The organism is Cohnella sp. GCM10020058, from assembly GCF_042683485.1.
In the GTDB taxonomy this organism is placed as follows: Bacteria; Bacillota; Bacilli; order Paenibacillales; family Paenibacillaceae; genus Cohnella.
Map to the genome: position 1 here is coordinate 22,786 of NZ_JBHUJV010000004.1, position 24,810 is coordinate 47,595.

24 protein-coding genes and 2 tRNA genes are annotated in these 24,810 nt (G+C 59.0%); 11 read left to right on the forward strand and 15 right to left on the reverse strand.

Features of this window, described 5'->3' with window-relative positions:
• Positions 1-72: 72 nt before the first annotated feature.
• From ACFSR7_RS06385 to ACFSR7_RS06400, 4 genes are all read right to left on the reverse strand, one after another.
• Positions 73-3,174, reverse strand: coding sequence for an efflux RND transporter permease subunit (locus tag ACFSR7_RS06385; RefSeq protein WP_378159761.1), 3,102 nt, complete (start codon positions 3,172-3,174; stop codon positions 73-75).
• Between the two features lie 70 nt (positions 3,175-3,244).
• A complete protein-coding gene (locus tag ACFSR7_RS06390) occupies positions 3,245-4,612 on the reverse strand; it encodes a sensor histidine kinase (RefSeq protein WP_378159763.1) in 1,368 nt (455 codons plus the stop codon).
• Entirely contained in the window at positions 4,605-5,288 is a 684-nt protein-coding gene (locus ACFSR7_RS06395) for a response regulator transcription factor (RefSeq protein WP_378159765.1), read from the reverse strand. The genes ACFSR7_RS06390 and ACFSR7_RS06395 overlap by 8 nt, the downstream gene beginning before the upstream one ends.
• A 145-nt stretch (positions 5,289-5,433) precedes the next feature.
• Positions 5,434-5,510, reverse strand: a tRNA-Pro gene (locus ACFSR7_RS06400).
• 168 nt (positions 5,511-5,678) lie between these two features.
• Here ACFSR7_RS06400 and ACFSR7_RS06405 point away from each other — a divergent pair.
• Positions 5,679-6,071 (forward strand): GntR family transcriptional regulator, encoded by a 393-nt coding sequence (locus ACFSR7_RS06405; protein ID WP_378160542.1) that lies wholly within the window; start codon positions 5,679-5,681, stop codon positions 6,069-6,071.
• Entirely contained in the window at positions 6,068-7,168 is a 1,101-nt protein-coding gene (locus ACFSR7_RS06410) for a DUF1648 domain-containing protein (protein ID WP_378159767.1), read from the forward strand. Before ACFSR7_RS06405 ends, ACFSR7_RS06410 begins: the two co-directional genes overlap by 4 nt.
• A 34-nt stretch (positions 7,169-7,202) precedes the next feature.
• On the opposite strand, the gene ACFSR7_RS06415 is transcribed toward ACFSR7_RS06410, so the two are convergent.
• The 4 genes from ACFSR7_RS06415 to ACFSR7_RS06430 all read right to left on the reverse strand — a co-directional run bounded on the left by ACFSR7_RS06415 (position 7,203) and on the right by ACFSR7_RS06430 (position 11,014).
• Positions 7,203-7,934 carry a L,D-transpeptidase family protein gene (locus ACFSR7_RS06415; RefSeq protein WP_378159769.1) on the reverse strand — a complete coding sequence of 244 codons (732 nt, stop codon included), beginning with the start codon at positions 7,932-7,934 and terminating at the stop codon, positions 7,203-7,205.
• A 662-nt stretch (positions 7,935-8,596) separates the two neighbouring features.
• Positions 8,597-9,334 carry a cupin domain-containing protein gene (locus ACFSR7_RS06420; protein WP_378159771.1) on the reverse strand — a complete coding sequence of 246 codons (738 nt, stop codon included), beginning with the start codon at positions 9,332-9,334 and terminating at the stop codon, positions 8,597-8,599.
• A gap of 82 nt (positions 9,335-9,416) precedes the next feature.
• Positions 9,417-10,199, reverse strand: a complete 783-nt coding sequence (locus ACFSR7_RS06425) for an APH(3') family aminoglycoside O-phosphotransferase (protein WP_378159773.1) — start codon at positions 10,197-10,199, stop codon at positions 9,417-9,419.
• Positions 10,196-11,014, reverse strand: coding sequence for an inositol monophosphatase family protein (locus ACFSR7_RS06430; RefSeq protein ID WP_378159775.1), 819 nt, complete (start codon positions 11,012-11,014; stop codon positions 10,196-10,198). Before ACFSR7_RS06430 ends, ACFSR7_RS06425 begins: the two co-directional genes overlap by 4 nt.
• Before the next feature lie 100 nt (positions 11,015-11,114).
• Here ACFSR7_RS06430 and ACFSR7_RS06435 point away from each other — a divergent pair, with 100 nt between their 5' ends.
• A complete protein-coding gene (locus ACFSR7_RS06435; protein WP_378159777.1) occupies positions 11,115-11,597 on the forward strand; it encodes a DinB family protein in 483 nt (160 codons plus the stop codon).
• A gap of 82 nt (positions 11,598-11,679) precedes the next feature.
• Here ACFSR7_RS06435 and ACFSR7_RS06440 read toward each other — a convergent pair whose 3' ends face one another.
• The 3 genes from ACFSR7_RS06440 to ACFSR7_RS06450 are packed head-to-tail and all read right to left on the reverse strand — an operon-like array spanning position 11,680 to position 12,661.
• Positions 11,680-12,006, reverse strand: a complete 327-nt coding sequence (locus ACFSR7_RS06440) for a low molecular weight protein tyrosine phosphatase family protein (RefSeq protein ID WP_378159779.1) — start codon at positions 12,004-12,006, stop codon at positions 11,680-11,682.
• A 16-nt stretch (positions 12,007-12,022) separates the two neighbouring features.
• On the reverse strand, positions 12,023-12,496 hold the full coding sequence (lepB, locus tag ACFSR7_RS06445) for a signal peptidase I (protein ID WP_378159781.1): 474 nt from the start codon (positions 12,494-12,496) through the stop codon (positions 12,023-12,025).
• Positions 12,497-12,517: 21 nt separating this feature from the next.
• On the reverse strand, positions 12,518-12,661 hold the full coding sequence (locus ACFSR7_RS06450; protein ID WP_378159783.1) for a hypothetical protein: 144 nt from the start codon (positions 12,659-12,661) through the stop codon (positions 12,518-12,520).
• 241 nt (positions 12,662-12,902) lie between these two features.
• On the opposite strand from ACFSR7_RS06450, the gene ACFSR7_RS06455 reads away from it, so the two are divergent.
• The 5 genes from ACFSR7_RS06455 (at position 12,903) to ACFSR7_RS06475 (ending at position 19,196) form a co-directional block, all read left to right on the forward strand.
• Positions 12,903-15,575 (forward strand): NPCBM/NEW2 domain-containing protein, encoded by a 2,673-nt coding sequence (locus tag ACFSR7_RS06455; RefSeq protein WP_378159785.1) that lies wholly within the window; start codon positions 12,903-12,905, stop codon positions 15,573-15,575.
• 202 nt (positions 15,576-15,777) lie between these two features.
• Positions 15,778-17,058: an ArsB/NhaD family transporter gene (locus ACFSR7_RS06460; RefSeq protein WP_378159786.1), complete on the forward strand. Its 1,281-nt coding sequence runs from the start codon at positions 15,778-15,780 to the stop codon at positions 17,056-17,058.
• Between the two features lie 18 nt (positions 17,059-17,076).
• The gene (locus tag ACFSR7_RS06465) at positions 17,077-17,364 is read left to right on the forward strand and encodes a hypothetical protein (protein WP_378159788.1); all 288 of its coding nucleotides are present in this window, start codon (positions 17,077-17,079) and stop codon (positions 17,362-17,364) included.
• A gap of 107 nt (positions 17,365-17,471) precedes the next feature.
• Complete coding sequence (locus tag ACFSR7_RS06470; protein WP_378159790.1) at positions 17,472-18,752, forward strand: ArsB/NhaD family transporter; 1,281 nt, start codon at positions 17,472-17,474, stop codon at positions 18,750-18,752.
• 18 nt (positions 18,753-18,770) lie between these two features.
• The gene (locus ACFSR7_RS06475) at positions 18,771-19,196 is read left to right on the forward strand and encodes a hypothetical protein (RefSeq protein WP_378159792.1); all 426 of its coding nucleotides are present in this window, start codon (positions 18,771-18,773) and stop codon (positions 19,194-19,196) included.
• Positions 19,197-19,225: 29 nt separating this feature from the next.
• On the opposite strand, the gene ACFSR7_RS06480 is transcribed toward ACFSR7_RS06475, so the two are convergent.
• The 4 genes from ACFSR7_RS06480 to ACFSR7_RS06495 form a co-directional block, all read right to left on the reverse strand.
• A complete protein-coding gene (locus ACFSR7_RS06480; protein WP_378159794.1) occupies positions 19,226-19,792 on the reverse strand; it encodes a histidine phosphatase family protein in 567 nt (188 codons plus the stop codon).
• Positions 19,793-19,822: 30 nt separating this feature from the next.
• Positions 19,823-20,245, reverse strand: coding sequence for a hypothetical protein (locus ACFSR7_RS06485; protein ID WP_378159795.1), 423 nt, complete (start codon positions 20,243-20,245; stop codon positions 19,823-19,825).
• A gap of 71 nt (positions 20,246-20,316) precedes the next feature.
• Complete coding sequence (locus ACFSR7_RS06490; RefSeq protein ID WP_378159797.1) at positions 20,317-21,126, reverse strand: phosphotransferase family protein; 810 nt, start codon at positions 21,124-21,126, stop codon at positions 20,317-20,319.
• A 130-nt stretch (positions 21,127-21,256) separates the two neighbouring features.
• Positions 21,257-21,332 (reverse strand) — tRNA-Arg (locus ACFSR7_RS06495).
• A 164-nt stretch (positions 21,333-21,496) separates the two neighbouring features.
• On the opposite strand from ACFSR7_RS06495, the gene ACFSR7_RS06500 reads away from it, so the two are divergent.
• The 3 genes from ACFSR7_RS06500 (at position 21,497) to ACFSR7_RS06510 (ending at position 24,799) form a co-directional block, all read left to right on the forward strand.
• The gene (locus ACFSR7_RS06500; protein WP_378159798.1) at positions 21,497-22,348 is read left to right on the forward strand and encodes a helix-turn-helix domain-containing protein; all 852 of its coding nucleotides are present in this window, start codon (positions 21,497-21,499) and stop codon (positions 22,346-22,348) included.
• 98 nt (positions 22,349-22,446) lie between these two features.
• Positions 22,447-23,433 carry an N-acetylglucosamine kinase gene (locus ACFSR7_RS06505; protein WP_378159800.1) on the forward strand — a complete coding sequence of 329 codons (987 nt, stop codon included), beginning with the start codon at positions 22,447-22,449 and terminating at the stop codon, positions 23,431-23,433.
• Positions 23,434-23,494: 61 nt separating this feature from the next.
• Positions 23,495-24,799 (forward strand): family 4 glycosyl hydrolase, encoded by a 1,305-nt coding sequence (locus ACFSR7_RS06510; protein WP_378159802.1) that lies wholly within the window; start codon positions 23,495-23,497, stop codon positions 24,797-24,799.
• Positions 24,800-24,810 lie beyond the last annotated feature (11 nt).

Sequence of the window (24,810 nt, forward strand, 5' to 3'; positions counted from 1 at the left end):
CTGCCGAGATGAGATTTCTCGACAGTCCGGGCTTTACGCATCGTTATTGCAGGCTTTATGCCAGCCGTTATTTCAGAAATTTTCTGCCTCGCGCACCTTCCGTTTTTTCCAAGCCAGCTCGTAAATGACCGGAACGACGATGAGCGTGAGCAGGGTGGACGTGAACAATCCGCCGATGACGGTCACGGCCAAGCCGCCGGATATGAGACTGGTCGAGGAGCCGGACAAGGCGAGCGGCAAGAGCGCCAGCATCGTCGCGAACGCAGTCATCAGAATCGGTCTGAGGCGGGTCTTGCACGCTTCGACGATCGATTCGGTGACGGCCATGCCCGACTTGCGGTTTTTCTCGACGCGGTCGAGGAGCACGACGGCGTTCGTCACGACGATGCCGACGAGCATGAGCATCCCGATCATCGCGCTCATGGACAGGGCCTGGCCGGTCACCAGCAGGGCGCCGAGCGAGCCGACCGGAATGAAGATCAGCGACGACAGGATGATCAGGGGCGTGACAATCCCGCCGAACGTCATACTCATGACGAGGAAGACGAGCCCTACCGCCGCGATCATGGCAATGCCGATGCTGGTGAAGCCTTCGCTGATCATGGCGAGCCCGCCGCCGAAGCTGAGCTCTACATCGGAAGGCAGGGCCAGGCTGCGGACATCATCCTCCACTTTCTTGGTGATGGATGCGGTGTCGCCGCCGTCCTTGATGCTCGCGCTGATCGTCGCGTACGTTTTGCCGTCGTCGTGATTGATCGTCGCCAGCGCATTTTGAACGTCGACATTGGCGACATCCTGGAGCTTCATGGCGCCGGACAGGGTTGGAATCGCGATTTGTTCGAGCTGCTCGCGGGATCCAATCTGCCGGTCGTACGATAGCACGACGTCCCTGCTCTGGCCGTCGAGCTGGTAAGTGCCGGCGTCGATCGGCTTCAACTGCTCGTTCACGGCCTGCATCACGGCCATTGCGCTGACGCCTGCATCGAGGCCTTTTTGGTTTAACGTCAGCACCCACTTCGGCGAGACATCGTTCATATTGTTTCCGGTGTCCTTCAGGTCCGGGTTCGCGAGCATCAACTGCTCCACTTGCTTGGCCGCTTGAGACAGATGGTCGACATTGTCGGAATAAAGCGTGACATCGATGCCGCTGCCGTCGGGCAAGCCTTGCTGTTGGCCTTCCTGAACTTTGGTGGATGCGCCCTTAACCTCTGCGGCCACCAATGCGGGCAGTTCGACGTTTGCTTGCTCCACAATCTTCTCTACGTTTGCTTTTTTGGCGAATTGAACGGTTACCGTGGCTTTATTGTTCTGCGAGAGGCCGCCGCCGAACGGATTGCCGGAACCGCCGCCGATACTTACCTGGTAGTTCTCCACATCCTTCAAGCTTTGAATGTAGGATTCGACCTTCTCCGCCGCTTTGTTGGTCTGCTCCAGCTGGCTCTTCGCCGGCAACGACACTTCGATCGAGGCGGTAGGCAGCGAATCGGCCGGCAGGAAGGCGACGCCGAGAATCGGAATCGTGCCGAGCGATGCGGCGAGCAGCAGCACGGATGCGCCCAGGACGAGCGCTTTGCGCTTCAGCGCGCCTTGAATCAGCTTTTCGTACCGGCGCGCCAGCGCGCCCTTGCCTTCCTTGTGCGGTTTGACGTTCTTGAAAAACTTCGCGCCCAGTACCGGGATCAGCATGACCGCTACGAGCAAGGACGACAAAATCGAGACGACGACCGCAATGGAGAACGGACGGAAGAACTCGCCGATGATCCCGCTCACGAAGGCCAGCGGCGCGAAGACGACGACGGTCGCGATGGTCGAGGATCCGACCGCGCCGATGACTTCTTTAGTCGCTTTGTAGGCAAGCTCCTTGCCTTTCAGCTCGCTGCCTTTTTCCTGCCGCCACCTGAATATGTTCTCGATAACGACGATGCTGTCGTCCACGATCCGCCCGATAGAGACGGCAATGCCGCCCAGCGTCATGATGTTCAGGGTATAATCCATCTGGTTCAGAATCGCGATGGTGGCGAAAATCGAGATCGGCAGGGATACGATAGAGATCAGCGTCGCCCTGATGTTGCGCAGGAACAGGAAGATGATGATGACGCAGAACAGCGCGCCGAACGCGCCTTCGCGAACGAGCGACGATACGGACTCCTCAATCGCCTTGCCCTGGTCCTCAATGACATGGATGTCCAGCTCGCCCTTGTCCTGATAAGTCTTCAAAACGTCTTTGACTTCGTTCGCTACGTCAGCCGTGTTCGCTTCCTGGCTCTTCACGACGCCGATCACGAAGCTCGGTTTGCCGTTATATCTGGTGATTGAATCCTGGGAAGCGTCCGTGGAGATCGTCGCGATATCCGACAGCTTGACCTTGGCGGATGCACCGGCACCGGCATCGGCACCGGCACCGCCTGGCGCCGCTTGTCCAGCCGCAGCGCCGCCGCCGAGCTCCAAAGAGCGGATCTGCTCGAGCGAATCGACGCCGCCCACGAGCCGGACCGGGATCGTCTGCTCGTCTTCGCTCACGTTCCCGAGCGGGAGCGCGTATTGAAGCGACTGGAGCGCGCTCTGTACGGCGCCGAGCGTAATAACGTGTTGGCCCGCCTTGTCTTTGTCGACGACGATATTGAGCTTTTCCGTCTTGGTTCCGGTCAGCGTGACCGAGTTGACGCCGTCCAGCTTCTGAAGCTTCGGCACGACCTCGGTCGCCAGCTTGGCCGCCAGCGCGTCGGACGCGGCGCCTTCTCCGTCAGAGAAGACGGCCGCCTGATAGACCGGCGCGGCGCCCGCGGACAGCCGCTGGACCGTGACGTTGGCGCTGCTCGGCAGCGACAGCTTGGCCAGCGCCGTCTCGACGTCCGCGGCCATCTTTTCCATATCCGTTCCGAACGGGAATTGGATGAAGAGACTTGCCGCGTTCTCTCCCGTGGAGCTCGTAAGGGAATCGTAACCCTTGAAGCCCTTTAACGTATCTTCGATCGGCTTGGTGATCTCCGATTCGATCTCTTCCGACGAAGCGCCGGGATTGATCGCCTGGATGGACACGGCCGGCAGCTCGAGGTCCGGGAACGTCTGCTGCTTGATTTGCGTCGTGGAATAGAAGCCGTACCCCAGTACGAGTATGCACAGGATAATGACGGCAGCCCCGTTTTTGAGACTGATCCGGCTAAGAAAATTCATCTCTATTTCTCTCCTCTCCCTATCTGAGAGGAGTATACCGGCCTAATTTGTCGCCTATGTGAAGCACCGGTTACATTTTTCTGGAAGGCGGATCCAGCGGGAGCGTAATGCTGAACGTCGTTCCTTCTCCCAGCGTACTCGTCACTTGAATGTCTCCTTGATGAAGACCGACGATCCGCTTCACGATCGACAGGCCGATGCCGTTGCCCGGGACAGCTCTCGTGCGCGACGGATCCACCTTATAGAACGGCTGAAAGATCGCGTCCAGCTGACCTTCGGGGATCCCGGCGCCGGTATCTTGAACCGATACGATTGCAGTCTCGCCTTGCTGCCCCGCGCTCAATCGGATTTCTCCGTCCGGGCCTGTGAATTTGATCGCGTTGCCGAGCAGGTTGATCCACAGCTGGTAAATGCGGTCTTCGTCGGCGACGATGTCCAGCGAGACCAGATCCAGCTCGATTCGAAGACTCTTCTGCGTCCATTGGGGCTCCAGGGCGATGACGGCCTTGCGCAATTGCTCGTCCAGCCGGTAAGCGCGGAGGTTAAGCTCCAGATGCTCGTATTCCAGCGAAGACAGCTGGAGCAGATCCTCGCCAAGACGAGAGAGACGCTCGGTCTCCTCTTCGATGACCGACAGCAGCTGCAGCCGCTTTTCCTCGTCCATCTTTTTGTGCTTGAGCGCCTTCGTGAAGCCCTTGATCGATGTGAGGGGAGATTGGATCTCATGCGAAACGTTGGACACGAACCGCTGCCGGGTCTTCTCCAGCGCCCCGAGCTCCTGCGCCATCAGGTTGAAGCTGCGCGTCAATTGTCCGATCTCGTCCTTGCGCTTCGACCGGATGACGACGCCGAAGTCGCCTTTGCTCATCCGGCGGGTCGCATCGGTCAATCGCTTGAGCGGTCTGACGATGAACCGCGCCGCGATAAGGATCAGGACGCTGCCGATCAGCAGGACGAACAACAATTCGAACCGGAAGAAGTTGCCGATCAAGCGCATGAACGGGCCGATGGCCGGCTTGGTGAACAAGGCAAACCGTTCGCTGCCGATTTGAAAGGGAAGCCCTACGACGAAGGGGTCCGCATCGGGCGACTCGCCGCGATAGACGCCTCCTTCGAGTACGAAGCGGACCGTCCCGGCGTCGACCGCGATCCGCTTGTCCTTCGGCAATACGTCGCCATGCAGCAGCTGACCGTTGGATCCGTAAAAATTGACGGCGGACGTGACGGCGATCCCTTTTGCCAGCATCTCCGAATGCTCGGGATAGGATCCGACATACGATTCGATGATGTCTTTGCCGTTTGCAATCATCTCGTCTTGAACGTAGCTTGTGGCTCGGGTCTCGAATAGACGCACGATTAACAACAGCGAGAGGAATAAACTCACGATCACCGCGGCCAGAAAGGTGAGAACGATCCGGACGTAAAGCGACTTAATCATGATAGGCCTCGAGCCGGTAGCCCAGTCCGCGAAGCGTCACGATCTTGAAGTCCGCGGCGTACTCGTTGAATCGTTCCCGAAGCCGCTTGATATGCGTGTCCACCGTCCGCTCGTCTCCGTCGTAATCCATCCCCCATATTTTCTGAATCAGCATATCCCGGGTGAACAGCTGTCCGGGGTAGCTGGCCAGCATATACAATAGCTCGAACTCCTTCATGGGGAGCGTAGCGGACTGTCCGGTATTTTCAAACGCCACCAGGTAACTTTTCTTATCGAGCAGGACGCTTCCGAGACGTATGGTCTGCGACGTGGATATGCGATAGCGCTTCAGCAAGGCTTTTACCCGCATCACCATCTCCATGGGATCGAAGGGCTTGACCAGATAATCGTCCGTTCCTAACCGGAAGCCCTTGATCCGCTCGGCAGGCTCGCCCTTGGCCGTCACCATCAGGATCGGCGTATCGCCATTCTCTCTGATCAACTGGCACAGCTCCCAGCCGTCCATCTGCGGCATCATGACATCGAGCACGACGAGGTCGACCGATTGCTTCAGCATGTACGCCCAAGCCGCCGCGCCGTTCGATTGCTCCACGACCTCCATACCCTCGTCCTCCAGGTACAGCCGGACCAGCTCCCGGATATGCGCTTCGTCGTCCACGACCATCACGGTTGTCATCAGGCAAGCTCCTTTCCGTCTGCGGCTGCTGCGTTCGTCCTTTTATCGTATCGTTTCCATTTGTACCGTATATGTACGGGGGATTACAAGTTGGGCGGAAAATAAAAAGAAGCCCTGAAATCAGGGCTTCTGTCATTGTATTGGATGGTCGAGACGACAGGATTTGAACCTGCGACCTCTTGCTCCCGAAGCAAGCGCTCTACCAAGCTGAGCCACGTCTCGAAAATGCCGAATTTTAGCGGCAAGAGAAAGTATAGCACAGCCTGGCTTAAAAGCAAAGAACGGATTTAGGCTTATTTTAGGTTTAAGAACGGTATATGATCTGTTACTGTTTATTTATCTGTTATATAATGAGTATAACAATAAGGCGGAGGAGGATGCGCCGTGTGGATGGAGATCGATCTGCAATCGGAAGTACCCATATACACGCAGCTCGTCGATCAACTGATCGAAGGCATCGCCTCGGAACAGTTGAAGCCAGGGGATCCGCTGCCGTCCGTACGAAGCCTGGCGGCAGACTTGGGCATTAATTTGCACACCGTGAACAAGGCTTATCAAATCCTTAAGCAGGACGGGTTTCTCCAGGTGCACCGCAAGCAGGGGGTTGTCGTACAGCCGGGCGGGATGCCGGGTACGGATGCGGCATTCCGCGCCAAGCTGGCGAGAGGCATTCGGTCGCTCGCCGCGGAAGCGGCTGTACGCGGGATGTCGGAGACGGAGTTCGCCGAGCAGAGCGCTGCCGTCTACAGGCAGTTAACGACGAAGGGAGAGGATGCGAAGTGAACGCGATTCAGACGGAATGGCTGGTTATGGGCGTCCTGGACGTCTTGATCTCATTGACGATGATCGGGACTGTGTTTCTGTCGCCGAAGCATTTGCTGTTCGGCCTGTACGTACCCGAGGCGGATCGCGGCAGCGCGGAGGTCGGGCGGATCCGGGGCAGGCACTACGCCGCGATGATCGCGGTCTGGGCGTTGGGGGCCGCGGTCGGCGCAGTCGCGGGTCTAGGGAGCGGGATGGGCGGGAGACCGGAGACGGCAATCGGGACGGCGCTGATCATCCAGATCGGCGGGCTGATCCCGGTCTGGCGCTCGGGGCGGCGGCAAGCGTTGCGCTTGAAGCAAGTGAGGAACTGGAGCGCGGAAAAGCCGTCCAAGATCGTCATCGACCTGCTGTTCCGCCAGCGTCAGCGGCTTGTGGGCAACGGCTGGTTTCTGGTCCAGCTGGCGATCGTCGTCGCATGCGTCGTTTCGGCCATTCTGCATTGGGATGTCATCCCGGACCCGGTGCCGACGCACTTCGGAATTACCGGAGAGGCAGATGAATATTCTCCCAAGGGCTTTGGCGCCGTGTTTATGCTGAATATCGTCCAGCTCGGCTTGACCGGCTTACTCATGCTGGTTAATATGACCATTCGCCAAGCGCGGCAGCAGCTTGATCCCGCGCGCCCGGAAGCTTCGAGAGAGAAGCAATTGCAATTTAGAAAGGCAAACTCGATATTCATTTACGCGTTTTCGCTGTTCGTCGTCGTGATGCTAGGCCTGGGCCAATCCGTGACGCTATACGGCTGGCCGGTCAGCCGCCTAAGTCCCGCATTGTTGGGACTGCCCGCACTTATGATACTGGCGGTGTTCGGCTTCGTCTGGTACGTGACAAGACACGGCCTCGACGAGTCGGCGGGTGACCCGCACGTTCAGGAGGACGAAGCGTGGCGCGGCGGTATTTTCTATTACAACAAGGCGGACCCGGCCCTTATGGTGGAAAAAAGATACGGCGTCGGCTGGACGATCAACTTCGCCCACCCGCTCGGCATCCTCATTTTTGCGGGGCTGCTGCTTGTGCCGATCGCGATCGTCGTGCTGGCGGCGATCTTCGCCTGACGATGAACTTCACCGGACGAAAGCCCGGCTCCAGCTAGCCGGCCAGACCGATGGCGATGGCCGGCGATTTTGCTGGGTCGAGCGCGGCCATCAGCTTGAGCAGGCTCGGCTCGGACATGGCGATGCAGCCGGCTGTCGGCTTGTCCGCTCCCCGCCACAGATGAAGAAAGATGGCGCTGCCGCGGCCGGAGACGATCGGATCGTCGTTGTAGCGCACGACGACCGCGTACTTGTAGAGCGGCTGGTAGAGGCGCTCGTAGGAGTGCCATTTGCGGTCCGGGTTGCCGCTGTATGTAACCCAGTGATTGTAATCGGCCGACGTCGGATCGTCGACCCAATAGTCCTGCCGGGACGTCTGCTTGTACTGGAGCTTGAGCCCCTTCGGCTCGCTCGCGGTGCCGAACGCCTCGCCCAGCGGGTAAACGCCGGAGGGCGTACGGCCGTCGCCTTCCTTCGTCTTCGCGATGCCGTTCTTGCCGAGCGCGACGGGAATGCCCGACAGGACGACGGTCCATCCGCCGTCCGTCCGCTTCTCGCGCAGCGACAGGACGCCGGTCTGCGCTCGGAGAGACTTGGCCTCGACGACGACGACTTGCTCCGCGCCGAGCAGGCCTGCCTTGTAGGGCCAGGAGGCCATAAAGCTGGCGGCGGCAGCATGGGCGGGAACCAGGGACAGCGCCGATATCAACGCTAGGACAATCCATGCGGCAATCATAGCGTAGATATGCGGGTATGTATGTCGGCTGTGCGGGCTGCGCCTATTCATGAAGCATTCCCCCCTTTTCTATAAGCGTACCTCGTGAAGCCGTTCGCGAATCGCGGGGCGTCTTGGTAGTATGCCGCTGGGGGGACGTTATCAAGACATGAGCGTACCGGCATATGCGCGGCTTCCACGAGAGATCTTGTCGATGTGCTTCTCTGCGACAGTACTTTTGCGGTTTCGCGTGCGGCCTCGCGCATGTGCTTTCCCACGGCAGTACTTTCGCGGTTCCCTGGATGATCTCGCGCATGTGCTTTCCCACGACAGTACTTTCGCGGTTCCGCGCGCAGTCTCGCGTATGTGCTTTCCAACGACAGTACTTTCGAGGTTCCCTGGATGATCTCGCGCATGTGCTTTCCCACAGCAGTACTTTCGCGGTTCCCTGGATGATCTCGCGTATGTGCTTTCCAACGACAGTACTTTCGAGGTTCCCTGGATGATCTCGCCCATGTGCTTTCCCACGACAGTACTTTCACGGTTCCGCGTGCGGTCTCGTCCATGTGCTTTCCTACGACAGTACTTTCGTGGTTTCCATCACCTTCGACCCGTATTTTACCTCGCCCGCTTCCAAGATCCGTACCGGCCGTTCACACTATAGATTAAAAAAGCCTGCGGCATCCGCCGCAGGCTTCGTTCTGTTGCTATGATTCCTATGCTCCGCTCAAGCCCTATCTCCAACCTGACCCGGGGGGATAGGGCACCGCCGCCGCTCCCTGTTGTGGCATGACGCTCTGCGGCATCACGCCCGGCATCGTGCCCGGATACATCGGGCCGGGCGAAGCCGCGCCTTGCGCCGCACCATGCGGGTACCCCGCTCCCTGGGCGGACACACCCTGCACCGGCGAGCAGCCCGGAGGCGGGCCGAGGATGACCGGCTTCTGGATGGGGGCGACGGCTTGGGCGTAGGCAGCGGGATTTACGCAGTAAGCGCGGGCCGCTACTTCCGGCGGCAGCATCCGTAAGAAATCTCCCGCATACACGATGTCGGGCGTCGGGACGTCGAAGATCGTCAGCAGGTGCGTGTGGTCGGTCAAGGCAACAAGCCAGTGGAACCACCCCAGCGGGAACTGCGAGACTTGGCCCGGCTTGAGCCGATAGGTCATAAGCTGCTGAGTGAACGGATTAAAGACAGACGTCTGGATCTCGCCGCTGATCAAGAAGACGAGCTCGGTAGCGTTGGTGTGCCAGTGCGGCGAGACCACGACGCCCTGGCTCATATAAATATTGAAGAATCCGGTTCTGACGGCGGGCAGTTGATCGGCGAACAGCTGCGTGATGACGTTTTGATCGTTCTTGGCATAATTGACCTTCTGGGTCGAGTCGGCTGACAGGTTCAGAGACGGCGATTGAAGCACCGGCGTCTGAAGCGCCGATGTTTGGAGCACGGTCGATTCTGCATAAGACATCTTTCATACCTCCTGCATAGGCGATTCGAATCGCATCGCAGAAGTATATGAGCTAAGCGCGCACGGCAGTCCGACATTTTATTCAGAAAAACTCGTCCAGCAATCGATAAAATTCGAGCTTGTCCCGATCAGGCTCAGAGAGGCCGTAGGCGCTTAAAAAGACCTCCGCGGAAGAAGGACCGTAATCGCCGGCGAGACTCCTCGCGGCCAGCGCGATATCCTGATAGCGGTCGCCGATGCCTGAACGTCCCCAATCGATGAATCCAGTCCTTAGCTCCTCATCCAGCATAACGTTGGGCAGCGTATAGTCGCCATGCGTGAACACCAGGTCTTCATCGGGCGGCACGGTCGCCAGCAGCTGTGCGAACAGCTCATCCGCGCTGCAGCCTGCGCGTTCGGAATCGAAGTCGTCTGCATCGACGAATCCCGCCGCAAGGCGCCTCCCAGCTTCCCGAATGCGGACTTGGACGCGTTGGTCGAACGGACAATCCTGGATATCCAAGGCATGCACATGCCTCAGACCGGCAGCCATAGCACGCGCTACGTCGTGCGGTCGATCCGACCAACTTGCGTCGGCAGCATGGATGCCCGGAACCTCGGACATCCATAGCATCTCACGGTCGGCTAACTGCCGGTAATCGAGCAGCGCCGGTACGGGCAGCTTACCCCGGAGCCATGCCAACCGATCGGCTTCCGCCCGGAGCGTATCGGGACAACCGACATCCGCGATTTTCATATAGGTGCTCGGCCCCTCCGCGCACTCAAGCCGGTACGTCCGCGCGCCGGATTGTCCGATGGCGATGCGGTGCCACGCGACGGGTCCGATCCGTTCAAGGAGGTCTTGCGGCAGCTGCTCGGGCGTCATGCCGTCCCCTCCGTTTCGGCCAATCCCGCCCGGACCATCCGCAGCAGCTCATCCTGATTGTCCGGATGGCAGGCGATCAGGTACGGCTCGGCCCGCATGCCCGTAAACGGCCGTCCCTCGAAGTCTACGACGACGCCCCCGGCCTCTTTTACCATCAAAATGCCCGAATAGAGGTCGTCGCCTTCGGAGTTGTACAGTACGATGCCGTCGATATCGCCTTTCGCGAGCATGCACCACTGCAGCGTCGGCGCCCACAGCCGCATCATGCGCTTGAAGCTGATGTCGAGATGATGGCGCAACCGGACCGCGCTTGGGTCGTTGCGCACGACATGGCCCTGGATCCATCCGATGTTGGCCTTGGCGAGCCGGGCGGATGGTTTGACCTGCATCGGCTTCCCGTTAACGGAGGCGCCTTCGCCGGCGGCGGAGACGAACAGCCTGTCGGTGAGCGGCTCGTAAACGACGCCGAGCACGGGCTCGCGCTTGTACATGAGCGTGATCGACGTCGTGAAGACCGGTAAGCCGATCGCGAAGTTATTCGTGCCGTCCAGCGGGTCGATAAGCCATAGCCAATCGCTCTCTCCGCCAAGACGCCCCGCTTCCTCGCTATGGATGGCATGGTCCGGGAATACCGCTTGAACCCCCGCAAGGATGACCGCTTCCGCCATATGATCGACTTCGGTGACGACGTCCCCGTGTTCGTCCTTGTCCGTCAGTTCCGCGATATCGTCGAATCGCTCCAGCGCGATGGCTCCCGCTTGCCGGATGAGCTGCTCTGCCAGTGTTCTCGCTTGGTGAATGACGTTTTGATCCATGAGACACCCCGACTAGAATGAATATAATAGAATAAGATCGTTGCTAAATAGAAGAACAATGCTCAATGGCAGAGACAATCACACCTGCAGGAGGTAAGCGATGCAAACCTTTTTCCGATACAACTGGATCGTTCGCGAGCAATGGTACCAATGGTGCGAAGGCGTGCTCCATGAGGAGCTGTTGAAGGGACGAACGGGCGGCGTCGGCAGCATTTTGAAGACCTTGTTCCACATCGCGGACGTCGAATACAGCTGGATTCAACTCATGCTGGGCGGGCCGGACTTCCAGGATCCGTTTGAAAAGTACGACTCGCTCGATCAAGTCCGGGCGCTGGACCGCAGGCTGCGGCCCGAAGTCGAGGCGTTCGTAGCGGCTTGGGAGCCGTCCATGGAGACGCGGCCGCTGCGCGACGTACGTCCGGACGGCACGTCGGAGGTCCATGCCTGGGGCGAAGTGATGCGCCACGTGATTGCACACGAGATTCACCATATCGGTCAACTGTCCGTGTGGGCCAGGGAGATCGGCCGCGCGCCGGTGTCGGCTAATCTGATCCGCAAGGGATTGATTGTACCGTCGACGTGACGAAAATCGCGTTATTTTATGTTTGATCCCGTTAGATCTTTGATCTCCTGAGCCACAGGACGCCCTCCTACTTTTATTGATTTCAAGGCAGCCCGATATATTCAGATACGCTTGACCGCAGTGTCTCGATCAGTTCCTCATCCATATATCCGTAATCGTCGGGAATGCCGAGACAGACAACCCTTTTGCCTTGAAGCATGTGCGGAAACTTTTCCTGCAGCCGCCGTACATGCTTCTTCTCCATCGCGAAGATCAGGTCCGCCCAACCGATGTGGCCCTCGTTCACTTTAATCCGCGCGGCGTCCTCCGTACCTGCCGACCGAACCTGATGGTCCGCCAGCTCATTAAATATATGCTCGGCCGTCAGGCTCCTCCACTTGTTGCGGCTGCATACAAACAGTAGCTTCATCAAATGCTCCTCGCCGTTATTTTTTCGGCTTAATCTTCGTTACGCGCCCGATGACCTGATCTCTTTCGATCGGCCCGTACATTCTACTATCCAGACTGTTGTCGATATTATCGCCTAGCATGTACAACTCGTTCTCGCCGAGCGCGATCTCCGGCTTGACGATATCGTCCGGCATAAATTCCGTTTTATAAAGCAACCGATCGTTGACGTATACGCCGCCCTCTTTGGCTTCGATCCGGTCGCCCGCCACGCCGATTACGCGTTTGCAATATTCCTTCCCGTTGACATTGATAATGAGAAGATCGTCCACGTGGATCTCCTTGGATATATCCGTGCTGACGAGCATCTTGTCCCTATCGTTTACGGTGGGGGACATGGAGTTGCCGTCCGCCACGTAGGACTTCAGGGATAGCGGCGAGGTACACCCGCCAACAGCCGCCGTGAGCACCGACACCAACACCAGTACCAGGAGATACAACCGCTTTTTCATATCCAAGCTCCTCTCAGCAGCCTACTGGATATTGAAGCTGTCCATAATCTTGTCGAACTTCTTCATATTCGCCGCGGTGTATCTTGCCTTGTCCACAAAAGAATCGAGGGCGATGAAGTCATCCCCGTTCCGGACGATCGCCAGCCGGCCGACGGAATCGCTCATGGTATAAATTATGTCAGCATAAATTTACCTGTTTTATACAAATGTAAACCTAGCATATCGCATTACCTTGCGCATGGGAACGGATTGGATTCAATTAAATCACAACAATTCCCAAAAGAAACAGTCGTACGAGCGGGTGTTTCGAATATTTTGCAGTAACGGCGCTTGCGACCTTCCCGCATGATAGAGACGACGGCTCCCGTGGAGCCGTACATATCGCGCGAAGGAGAGGAATTAAGAAATGAAGCTTCATCCTTCAACCACATACGCGTCAAGAAAGACATCCAAGAGAACGGCAATCGGACTCGGCTTGTCGTTGATACTGGCATGGACGGCGTTACCGCTGTCTGCGAGCGCGGCAGGTCCTGCGACGCTGTCCGTCGCGACCTACGGGGCAAGCGGCGTGGACACGCTTGACGACCGTGCCGGCATTCAGGCGGCGGTCGACGCGGCCTCGCCCGGGGATACGGTGCTGATCCCGAACGGGACTTATTATCTCGGCGGCACGGTGCGGGGCAAGTCTGGCGTGACGATCCGCGGCCAGTCCCAGGGCGGCACGGTCGTGAAGTACGTGGACAGCGCGGATACTTATATGTTTTATCTGAACAATGTGACGGGCGCATCGGTGAAAAATATGACACTCGACGGCAATAGCAGCACGGTCGCGATGTCGGCGGCGGTGTCCGAGGGGGGGAGCGGCAACGAGCTGAGCGGTCTGATCGTCAAGGACTTCGCGGCGACCGACGGCTTTGGGCCGCATGCGCTATATGCGGTCGGCTCGCCGAAGGTCCGCATCGCGGACAACAAGATCTCGAACATCGGCACCGGCTCCATCTGGGGCGCCGGCGTGCGCGCGGGCTGGGGTTCGTCTGACGCCCTCATCGAACGTAACGTAATCTCCAATACCGGCCGCGGCGGCATCTTCGTGAACGACGGCAGCCCTGGCGCGGTCGTCCGAGGCAACAAGATCGCGGGATCGGGGCTCAAGGAGCACGGCCTGTCCATCGAGCTGCATACGAACGTGGACAATTCGATCATTGAGGACAACCAGGTAGACTTCTGGATCAGCGCCGTCCGCTCCAAGACGATCGCCGTCCGGCGCAACGTCGTGCACCCGACGGACGGTCGGGTCGGCTCCATCGGCCTGGAGATCATGGCCGATAACGCGGTGACGACGGACAACGTGGTTGAAGGCGGCCAGCAGGTCGGCATTCAGCAGTCGCCAAGCACGGGACATCAGCTGTGGGGCTACAACATGGTCAAGAATATGGTCATGTGGGGCATGCAGCTGCAGGGTGCGGGCTCGAGCGAGACCGAGCAGTATCAATACTTTTACCGCAACAGCTTCATCGACACTCAGCTCGGCAATCCGAAGGCCGCCTACCCCGGCTATGAGGGCAACGGCGTCCGGATTCACGGCAATGCGCAAAATCTGACGTTCGACAGCAATCTGATCGCGAACAACGGTCGCAAAGCGATCGAGATCACGGACGCGCCCGGCGTCGATCGCCTTAGCTTCACGAAAAATATCATCTATGGCAACAAAGACGTGGCGATCGATCCGTATCCTGCGGCAGCCCAGCATCTGGAGTGGACGAGCAATGTGGTGTACGGCAACAAGAGCAATGCGCAGCCGGCCTCGCGCGGGTTTGCCAATCCCAAGCCGACGGCCGACTTTGACAGCCCGCTTCTGGTGCGGGTAGGCGAGCCGGCGACGTTCGTCAGCAGGTCGACCGACAACGGGTCGATCGCGACCTATCTGTGGGACTTCGGCACGGGATTGCCGAGCGCCTCGACCCGCCCGACCTTCGTCTACGATCAGCCCGGCGCATACCGGGTGACGCTCGTCGTCTGGGACAACGAAGGACGCGCTAACCTGAAGGAGAAAATCATCCTCGTCCGGCCGGGCCTGCCCGATACCAAGAGGCCTAACGCACCCGCCAACCTGGCGGTTGCATCCAAAACCGATGAAGCGGTCAGCCTGACCTGGAGCGCCGCCTATGACAATGTCGGCGTTGTCGCTTACGATGTCTACCGCGACGGCACGCTGGCCGGCTCGACGGCGCCCGGCGAGATTGCCTACACCGTGACCGGTCTAGCACCGGCCACGGCGTACAGCTTCACGATCCGCGCGCGCGATGCCGCGGGCAACGTCTCCGACGCGAGTGCGTCGCTCGCCGTGACGACGGAGCTGCCGGACGCCGAACCGCCGACGGCGCCGACAAGCCTCGCGGTGACCGCGGTCACCGGCACGAGCGCGAGCCTTTTCTGGACCGCGTCCACGGACAATAAAGCCGTCACGGGCTATGAGATCTACCGCGGCAGCGCGCTGGTCGGCACGACGACGGGCGCGGCGGCTACCTCATACAACGCCGAAGGCCTTCTCCCGGGGACGTCGCAAGCCTTCACCGTCAAGGCGAAGGACGCGGCGGGCAACCGCTCGGCCGCCAGCGATCCGGTCGTCGCCACGCTGACGCCGCCTGCGTCTTCGACCGTCTATCTCAGCGACTACGCCTGGGATTCCGGCACGGCGGGCTGGGGCAATATCCAGCGCGACAAGTCCTCGGACGGCAAGCCGATCACGCTGAACGACATCGTCTACGCCAAGGGACTCGGCACGCATGCTGCCTCCGAGATCGTCTATACGCTCGGCGGTGCCTACGCCCGGTTCCAGGTCGCAGTCGGCGTCGACGACGAGACCTACGGCAACGGCGACGTCAGCTTCGAGGTCTGGCTGGACGGCGTGAAGGCGTTCGACAGCGGCGTCATGACGGCGACCTCCGAGACGCAGCTGATCGACCTCGACATCGGCGGCGCAAGCGAGCTGAAGCTTGTCGTTACGAACGGCGTCGCCGGCGGCGACTGGGATCACGCGGATTGGGGCGACGCAAGGATCGTTTACCCGGAGGCGTAAACCGGCTGGCTTAGACGATCAGGTTTACAACCGCCGCTCCGTCATATATCATAAACAGTAACCGCATATCGGGATTTACCGGAGGAGCCTGCCATTTGGTGGGCTTCTCTTTGCTTTTTTCGGGTTCTCCAAATGGATAAAAGGGCATATGCCGGACGGTTGCGGACATCCTATTTCCATCAATTGTATAAGGGAGGGCCTTATGGAGCAGCAAGCTATTTGGGCAATCGGCATTTTTCTGGTCATCTACGCACTTATTATCTCGGAAAAGATACACCGGACCATCGTGGCCATGATCGGAGGACTGCTCATGGTCGCCCTTGGCATCGTCGATCAGGAGACGGCGATCCATCATATCGACTTCAACACGCTGGGCCTATTGATCGGCATGATGATTATCGTGAGCACGACGGCCGAGACGGGGGTATTCAAGTATATTGCGGTGCTGGCGGCGAAAAAGGCAAAGGGCGAGCCTGTGCGCATCCTCGTGCTGTTGGCGCTCATAACCGCGGTCGGCTCCGCCTTCCTCGACAATGTGACGACGGTATTGCTCATGGTTCCCGTGACGTTCAGCATCACGCGGCAGCTGCGCGTCAATCCGGTGCCTTTCCTGCTCACGCAGATTATCGCCTCCAACGTCGGGGGGACGGCGACCCTGATCGGCGATCCGCCGAATATCATGATCGGCAGCGCCGTCAAGGAGCTGACGTTTATGGCGTTCATCAACAATCTGGCACCCGTCGCCATTATTGTCATGGCCGTCTACGTACCGCTCTTTATTTGGATGTTCCGCAAAAAAATCCAGACGAGCGAAGAGCAGAAGCGCAGCATCATGGAGATGAACGAGAAGGAGCTACTCACCGATCCGAAGCTGCTTCGCAAGTGTGTGGCCGTTTTGGGACTGACGCTGGTCGGTTTTTTCACCCATCAGCTACTCCATCTCGAATCGGCAACAGTCGCGCTGGCCGGCGCCTTCATCTTGCTGCTTCTCACCGGCGAGCATATGATGGAGCAGGCCTTCACAAAAGTAGAATGGATGACGATCTTCTTCTTCGTCGGCCTGTTCGTCCTCGTATCGGGCTTGATCGAGACGGGCGTCATCGCCGAGCTCGCGAAGAAAGCGATTGACCTGACAGGGGGCGATCTGGTCGCGACTTCCCTGCTTATTTTGTGGCTGAGCGCGATTGCCTCCGCGTTTCTCGATAACATCCCGTTCGTCGCAACGATGATTCCGATGATTCAAGAAATGGGCAATATGGGCGTCAGCAACCTTGAGCCGCTCTGGTGGAGCCTTGCGCTGGGCGCTTGCCTGGGCGGCAACGGATCGCTCATCGGCGCGAGCGCGAATCTCATCGTCGCCGGCATGTCGGGGAAGGAAGGATATCCGATACGGTTCGTCCAATTCCTTAAGATCGGCTTTCCGCTCATGCTGCTGTCCATCGTCGTGTCCAGCGTGTACGTTTATTTTCGATATCTCATCTGATGCAAGGGAGGAAGCCGCATGCTCAGCTATCGATTCGATGAATCCATATTGCGCATAAGCGAATCCGCTAACGAGAACGACGTAGAGTTCCGCATTATCCTCGCGACCGAGGAACCGTCGGTGCTGGCGGGCGTAGAGCGGGTGCGCCAAGCGTTTGACGAAAATCGCGTGTACACGGATGTGCTCTTCTACCACTATCCGGACCACGAATACAAGGTCATCGTTCGCAAGGATTACTATACGGATTTTGTGCTTGAGCTCATGAAGCAGCGGTTGCTGCAGAGCGTGGCATGGACGAGCGGCTAATAGATATTACAGGTCTATGGCGCGGAAAACCGCGCCAGGAGCCTTATTTTACTGCAAAGCTATTCTTGTGAAGAGAACAGTCCCCGCATAATTAATGGAGGTTCTGGATGGAACAGCAAGCGATTTGGGCGATCGGCATTTTTCTAGTCATCTACGCCATTATTATCTCGGAGAAGATCCACCGGACCATTGTCGCGATGATCGGGGGCCTGCTCATGGTCGTCCTCGGCATCGTCGACCAAGAGACGGCGATCCATCATATCGACTTCAACACGCTGGGCCTATTGATCGGCATGATGATCATCGTGAGCACGACGGCCGAGACGGGGATGTTCAAATATATCGCCGTGCTGGCTGCCAAAAAAGCGAAAGGCGAGCCGATCCGCATTTTGATCCTGCTGTCTCTAATCACGGCAGCCTGCTCGGCGTTTCTGGACAACGTGACGACGGTGCTGCTCATCGTGCCGGTGACCTTCAGCATCACGCGGCAGTTGCGCGTCAATCCGGTGCCGTTCCTGCTCACGCAGATTATCGCATCCAACGTCGGGGGGACGGCGACCCTGATCGGCGACCCGCCGAACATTATGATCGGCAGCGCAGTGCCGGAGCTTACGTTCATGGCCTTTATCGCGAATCTGGCGCCGATCGCCACCCTGGTCATGGCCGCATACGTACCGCTCTTCATTTGGATGTTCCGCAAAAAGATCCGGACGACCGACGAGCTGAAGCGGGGAATTATGGAGATGAGCGAGAAGGAGCTCCTGACCGACCCGAAGCTGCTGCGCAAATGCCTCGCCATCCTCGGGCTGACGCTGCTGGGCTTTTTCACCCATCAAATGCTTCATCTCGAGTCCGCGACCGTCGCTTTGGCCGGCGCCTTCTTGCTGCTGCTGTTAACAGGCGAGCATAAGCTGGAGCAGGCCCTCACCAAGGTCGAGTGGATGACGATTTTCTTCTTCGTCGGCTTGTTCGTGCTTGTATCTGGGCTCGTCGAGACGGGCGTCATCGCCGAGCTGGCGAAGCGGGCGATCGATCTCACCGGGGGAGACCTGGTCGCGACTTCGATGCTTATCCTGTGGCTGAGCGCGATCGCGTCCGCCTTTATCGACAACATCCCGTTCGTGGCTACCATGATCCCGATGATTCAGGAGATGGGCAGCATGGGCGTGAGCAACCTTGAGCCGCTCTGGTGGAGCTTGGCGCTTGGCGCGTGTCTCGGCGGCAACGGCACGCTCATCGGCGCGAGCGCCAACCTGATCGTCGCCGGCATGGCCGGCAAGGAGGGACATCCGATCCGGTTCGTCCAATACTTAAAGATCGGCTTGCCGCTGATGCTGCTGTCCGTCGTCATCTCGAGCGTTTACGTGTATCTCCGGTATCTGATCTAAGCAGAGGGGAGTGTCGGCATGCAGAGAGAGGTTGGCGGGCATGAAGAAGAGAAGCAAACGGTGCGGCGCCTGGATCGAATCGTCTTGAACGTGCTGTTCGTTGCATTCTTCGTCGGTGTCTTGTCGGGTGCGCTGTATGGGATCCGGGGCGAGCTCTACTTGATCGTCGTGGTCATCGTGACGATGGCCGGTTCGCTGGTCCGGTACAATCGGGAGATGAAAATAGAGGGCTTCGCCACACGAAAAATCTCCGGTCCTTATTGGAAGAGACGACTGGTGCTGGAAGTGACGCTAATGCCCGTCGCCCTCGGATTGCTGTACGGAGTATTGGATGGTTGGGACAGCGCATGGCGGGGCTTGGCGTTCGGGCTCGCGATATCGGCGGGCAAAATCATATTCGAGCAAGCGGAACGGCTCTACCTTCGCATGGTGATAAATCGTTGAATCTTGCTGGCCGGCTGGGCTGCGCGCCCTTATTCGACGTGCCAAAGCCGGTTTATTTGGATGAAACGCTCGCCCTGGAACGCAAGCCTGTAAATATCGGGCATCGACGTGGACTGCCAGAATTCAAAGCGATGAGCGGGGTCGAAGTAGTTAAAAATGAGCGTCATGATATCGCCGTGGGTGCCGATCAGCAGGTTCTGGCCTTGTCTGGCGCGAAGCATATCGAGAATGACGGCGACCGCCCGCTGCTGCGCCGCCTGCGAGGACTCTCCTTTTGGAAAAGACAGGCCGAAGTCTTGATAAACCTGCTGTTTGGCCGCATAAAACGGCGTACCGGCGATCTCGCCGATGTCGCGTTCCCTTAAATCTTCGAACATCAAAATAGGCTGGCCCCCGGCGATCGGCCGGATGGTCTGGATCGCTCTCTCATAAGGGCTGGATAGGAAGGCATCGAACCGAATATCCTCTAGCGTCAGGCTCACACGCAGCGCATCCGATTGTCCGCGTTCGGACAGCCCTCTTGCGCGTTCCTTGCCGGGGATGTAGGGAGAATCCGCATGCCGGACAAAGTATAGCGCGGTAGCTGCGGTCGTCATGCCGGATCTCCCTTTCTGGTGCAAGCTATACTAGGCAACCTTCTGCATCTTGAAAGTAAATTTCCAGGTTGCCGTATTGCCGGAGTAGCGCCCCCTATTTTCCGTGACAGTGACGCTCAGCGCCTTGTTCGTCGTCTTTGCGATCGACGAGGCTTTGACAGAGACGGTGGCCTCGCCTTCATCGGGGATTTTGTCTTGTTCTTGCGCATATGCCTGTAATTTAACCGCTGCGGACGGTTTGAGCGTCAGCGTTACGGACGAGCCTTCGGTGACCGTCTTGCCGTTGACCGAAGCTTCCGTATACCACTCGTTTCCCACGTGATTGTTTTCCACCAGCTCGATGCTCGTGACCGTAATCTTGATCTTGACGGACTTCTCCGCGGCATACATGGGCTGTGCGAGCAAGAGGAGCATGAGCGTCAGGGACAGGATAACTCTTAAAGACTTCGGCATAGAGAGTGCTTCCCTCCATAGGGTCGTGTGATTTAATCTCATTCCTGCGCCAAAGAGCCATGCGCGTCGAGTCATTCGAGCTCTTCCTGTCCGATCGACCGCCGGATAGATGCCGCCAACGCTTCCTTCTCCGCCTCGGGGATCCAGTCGCATAGACGCGCCGCGGCGACGGGAGGCATCCAGCGCTCGATCTGCTCGCGCGTCGTGCCGGTCTGCTTCGTATAAGCGAGCAGGTACCCGTCGAGCAATTCGGCGCGCATGTCGGCCAGCCATGCGACCACCTCGTCCGGCGCCTCGTCCGGGACGCTGCCGTATTGCAGCAGCAGCGCGGTCCGGGCCGCATCGCCCGCCGGATGGCCGCTCGTTCCCGTCATCCAGTCGATGATCCATTCTAGTTCGCCCAGCATGACGTTGTCCGGGTGAAAATCTCCATGGCAGAGACGATCGCCGTCGGGCAGGTCCCGCAGCAGCAGGCCCAGACGTTTCTTTTCCTCATCGGTCAGCAGGGGGGCGCAAGCGATCCGCGCCTGGAGGCTGCTTCTCTGGCTGGGCAGTCCCGGCACCGATATGCGGTGAACCTGGCTGTGAAGTTGTGCCATTCGCCCGGCTTCCCGCGCTAGCGTACCTTCGCGGCGCACCAGCGACGAGAGCATCGTAACGCCGGCGACTTTCTCAAAGACGATGCCATGCCGGTCGGCATGCCGTACGCGCTCCAATGGCCTAGGCGTCCGGATACCTGCCCGGCAGGCGGCCTGACTGACGTGATATTCCGCCTCAACCTGCTCCTCGGCCAATCCCGGAAGATACAGCTTGAGGACGCGCTGCTCGCCATGCTCGTAGATTTCGGCCGTTCTTCCGGCGCCGATACGCGTTCCGTACATACAGAGTCTCCTTTTGGTGCATATATCTGGATAATATTTTTAAATTGGACGTTCGTCAATAACAAAAAAGAAGCCATTCCATGCGTCGCAATGCGACTTAGGAGGCTTCTTGGCGATTGAAGGTAGGAACTGGCGGCCCCGAGATGAATCGAACATCCGACACCACGTTTAGGAAACGTGTGCTCTATCCGCTGAGCTACGGGGCCACAGTGATCAATAGTATAACACATATTGATTCGCAAAAAAAAGCGGTAAGCGGCGATTGGGTCCGCACGGGCCTCAGGAAGTTTCGATTTTGCGAAACGATAGTGCTATGATGATCCCAAAGACGATCCCGGATCGAACACATACGCATACGGAGGTCATCGCGATGGGGACGGTAGCCCGCGACTTGCTGGATTTGGCCAAAGCCTTTCCCTTCGACATCGGCGATACGAAGGGTGTTTTCCCGGACTTTAACCGACTGCATTGGCACGATAGCCTGGAGATCAACTATGTGAAGCACGGCGAGGGCATGTATCTCATCAACGGCACGACCTACCCGATCCGGCAGGGCGATATCGTCCTGCTCAGCCCGAGCGATCTGCACCGGGCATTCGAGACGCGGGACTTGGTCCTGCAGGTGACGGTATTCGACTCCGCGCTCCTGGCCGCGGATCAGCGGTACGATCCCGAGCTGCTAGCGCCGTTTGTGGAGATGGGCCTTCGCTTCGGCAACGTACTCGATCGCGACCATCCCAGGATGAACGAGCTGCGCGCCATCCTGATGGACATGCAGGAGGAGCATGAGACGCAGTCCTCCTCTTATCGAACGATCATCCGGGCGCAGATGGCCCGTTTCCTCGCTTACGTGAACCGTCACTTTTCCCGATCGGCATCCCCGGCTTCGATCGAAACCCGCAGCAAGCAGCCGCTCGTGCGCAGCGTGCTCGAGGCCGTCCACCAGGATCCGGCCCGGCCGTGGTCGCTGCGGGAGATGGCCGATCTCATTCATCTGAGCCCCTCGCGCTTCAGCGCAATTTTTAAGCAGATCGTGGGCATGTCGCCTCTGAACTATTGCATTGAGATCCGGCTGGGACAAGCCGTCCATCTCCTGGAGACGACCGACCGCAAGATTATCGATATCGCGGCGGAGTGCGGGTTCCGCAACCTGTCGAATTTTAACCGCGTATTCGTTCAGCACGTCGGCAAGACGCCGAGTCAGGTGCGCGGCCAGCAGTAAGATTGCATTAGTCCTCAGTCGTATTGAGGGAGAGCGCGGCAAGCGGGCGGTGTACGATAGGTACACGGCAAGCCAATACGACTTAGTAGGTGTCAGACATGAAATACAAGCTGGGACTCGACCAAGGAGGCACGAAGACGATCGCCGCGCTCGCCGACCGATCCGGACGCATCGTAGCCGCAGGGTACGCGGGCGGGAGCTGTCACAGCATACAAGGCATGGATCACAGCATGGATCGCGTAAAAGAAGCCGTGACCGACGCCCTGCGCCGGGCGGAGGCAGAGGCTTGTGACATTGAGAGCGTTCACGCCGGCATGACGGGCGCGGATTTTCCCTATGAATACGCCTTGCTGCGCGAAGCGCTCAAGGGCGCGACGGGCGTTGCGGACGTGACGGTCGTGAACGATTGCATCATCGCCTACCGCGGCGGCACGTCGTCGTCCGCCGGTGCGGTGCTCTGCATCGGGACCGGTACGAACGCCGCCATCCTGCGACCCGGCGAGTCGCCGTTCATATACGGCTATCATGTCCGCGACGACGATTCGGGCGGCGAGTCGCTCGGCAGCCTCGCGCTGCGGGCGGCGCTCGATTCGGACGTCGGGCTCGGCCCGGCGACGCAGCTGAAGCCGCGCATCCTCGCCCACTACGGGCTGGCGGACGCGGATACGCTGATGGAGCATTGGATCCAAGGCAAGCTCGGCTCCAAGAAGTACCTGGCGCCGCTTGTCTTTGAAGCGGCAGGCGCTGGAGACGATGCGGCCGTTCAGCTCGTCCGGGCGTTCGGACGGCGCAACGCGCGCTACGTCGAGGCGGGTCTCGCCAAGTTCGGCATCCAGGCGAGCGAGGCGGTCGTCATTCTGTCGGGCAGCTTGTTCAAGGCGCGTCCTGCGATCTTGACCGAAGCGGTGACGGACAGCCTGACGGCTGCGTATCCCGGCCTTCGCATCGCGGAAGCCGCATACGAGCCGGTCATCGGCGCGGTGCTGATGGCGCTCGACCGCGATTCGGCACAGCCTTTCCCGATGGATGAGCCGACGCTGACGGCGTCCGTCGCCGAGCTGGGCTTATTTCGCACGGCCGAATAGCACGCAACCTCGAATAATACACAGCCTCGAATAACACGCAACCTCTAAGGAGAGATCAGCTATGGCAGCGATCAAAATGGTATATATCGGCGGCGGCAGCACTCGCGCCGCAGGAACGGTAGCGAGCTTCATTCATCAAGGCGAGGGCGCCAACTTCAAAGGCTCGGAGGTCGTGCTCGTCGACCTGAACGAGGAGCGGCTCGAGATCGTGCGCAAGATGTCGCAGCAGATGTCGGACAACCTCGGTGCCGACATCAAGGTTACGACGACGACGGACCGCCGTGCCGCGCTGCAAGGGGCGGACGCCGTGCTGACGAGCTTCCGTCCGGGCGGCTTCGAGGCTCGTTACCTCGACGAGAGCATCCCGCTGAAGCACGGCTTCATCGGACAGGAGACGCAAGGGCCCGGCGGTTTCTTCATGGCGATGCGCTCCCTTCATGTCATCAAAGAGATCGTGCGCGACATGGAGGAGATCTGCCCGAACGCGTGGCTGTTCAATTACACGAACCCTGTCAACATCGTATCCGAAGCGATCACGCATCACAGCCCGATCAAGGTCGTGTCGCTGTGCGAAGGTCCGATCATTTTCCCGCAGTGGATTGCAGAGACAGCAGGGCTCGACCCGAGCGAGATCGACGTCACGATGATCGGACTTAACCACAACTGCTGGTCCAACCGCCATCTGTACAAAGGGCAGGACATGATGCCGCTGCTCGCGGAAGCTTACGAGCGCCTGAAGGACGACCCTTCCGTCAGCCGCCACCAGCTTCGCATGCTGAAGCTCGCGGTGACGATGGGCGCCCTCCCGGCGGATTACTTCCAATACTTCTACTACAAGGAAGAAGTGCTGGAGCAGCTGCAGGCGAAGTCGACGACCCGCGCGCAGGATATTCTTGCTAAGGTGCCGGATTATTGGAAACATTATACGGAGCAAGCCGAGAGCGCCGACCCCGTGCTCGATCCGAACCGCAGCCGCGGGGGCATCCACGAGCTGGAGCTGGCCTTCGACGTCATGGACGCCGTCTTCAACGACCGCAAGGAAGTATGGCATTGCAACGTTCGCAACAACGGCGCCATCTCCGATTTCCCGGCGGACCGCGTCGTCGAGGTACCTTGCTTCGTCGACCGCAACGGCATCGCCCCGATCGCGCAGGGCTTCATGCCGAAGCAAGTATCCGGCCTCGTGAAGATGCTCGGCGAATACCAGGCGCTGACGGCCGAAGCCGGCTGGAGCGGCTCGCGGATCGACGGCATCCGGGCGCTGGCGAGCCATCCGCTCGTCTATTCGATCGACCGCGCGGAAAAGCTGTACGACGAAATGGCGCATGCGCACCGGGCTTACCTGCCCGAGCGCCTGCTGAAATAAGGAGGGCGCGT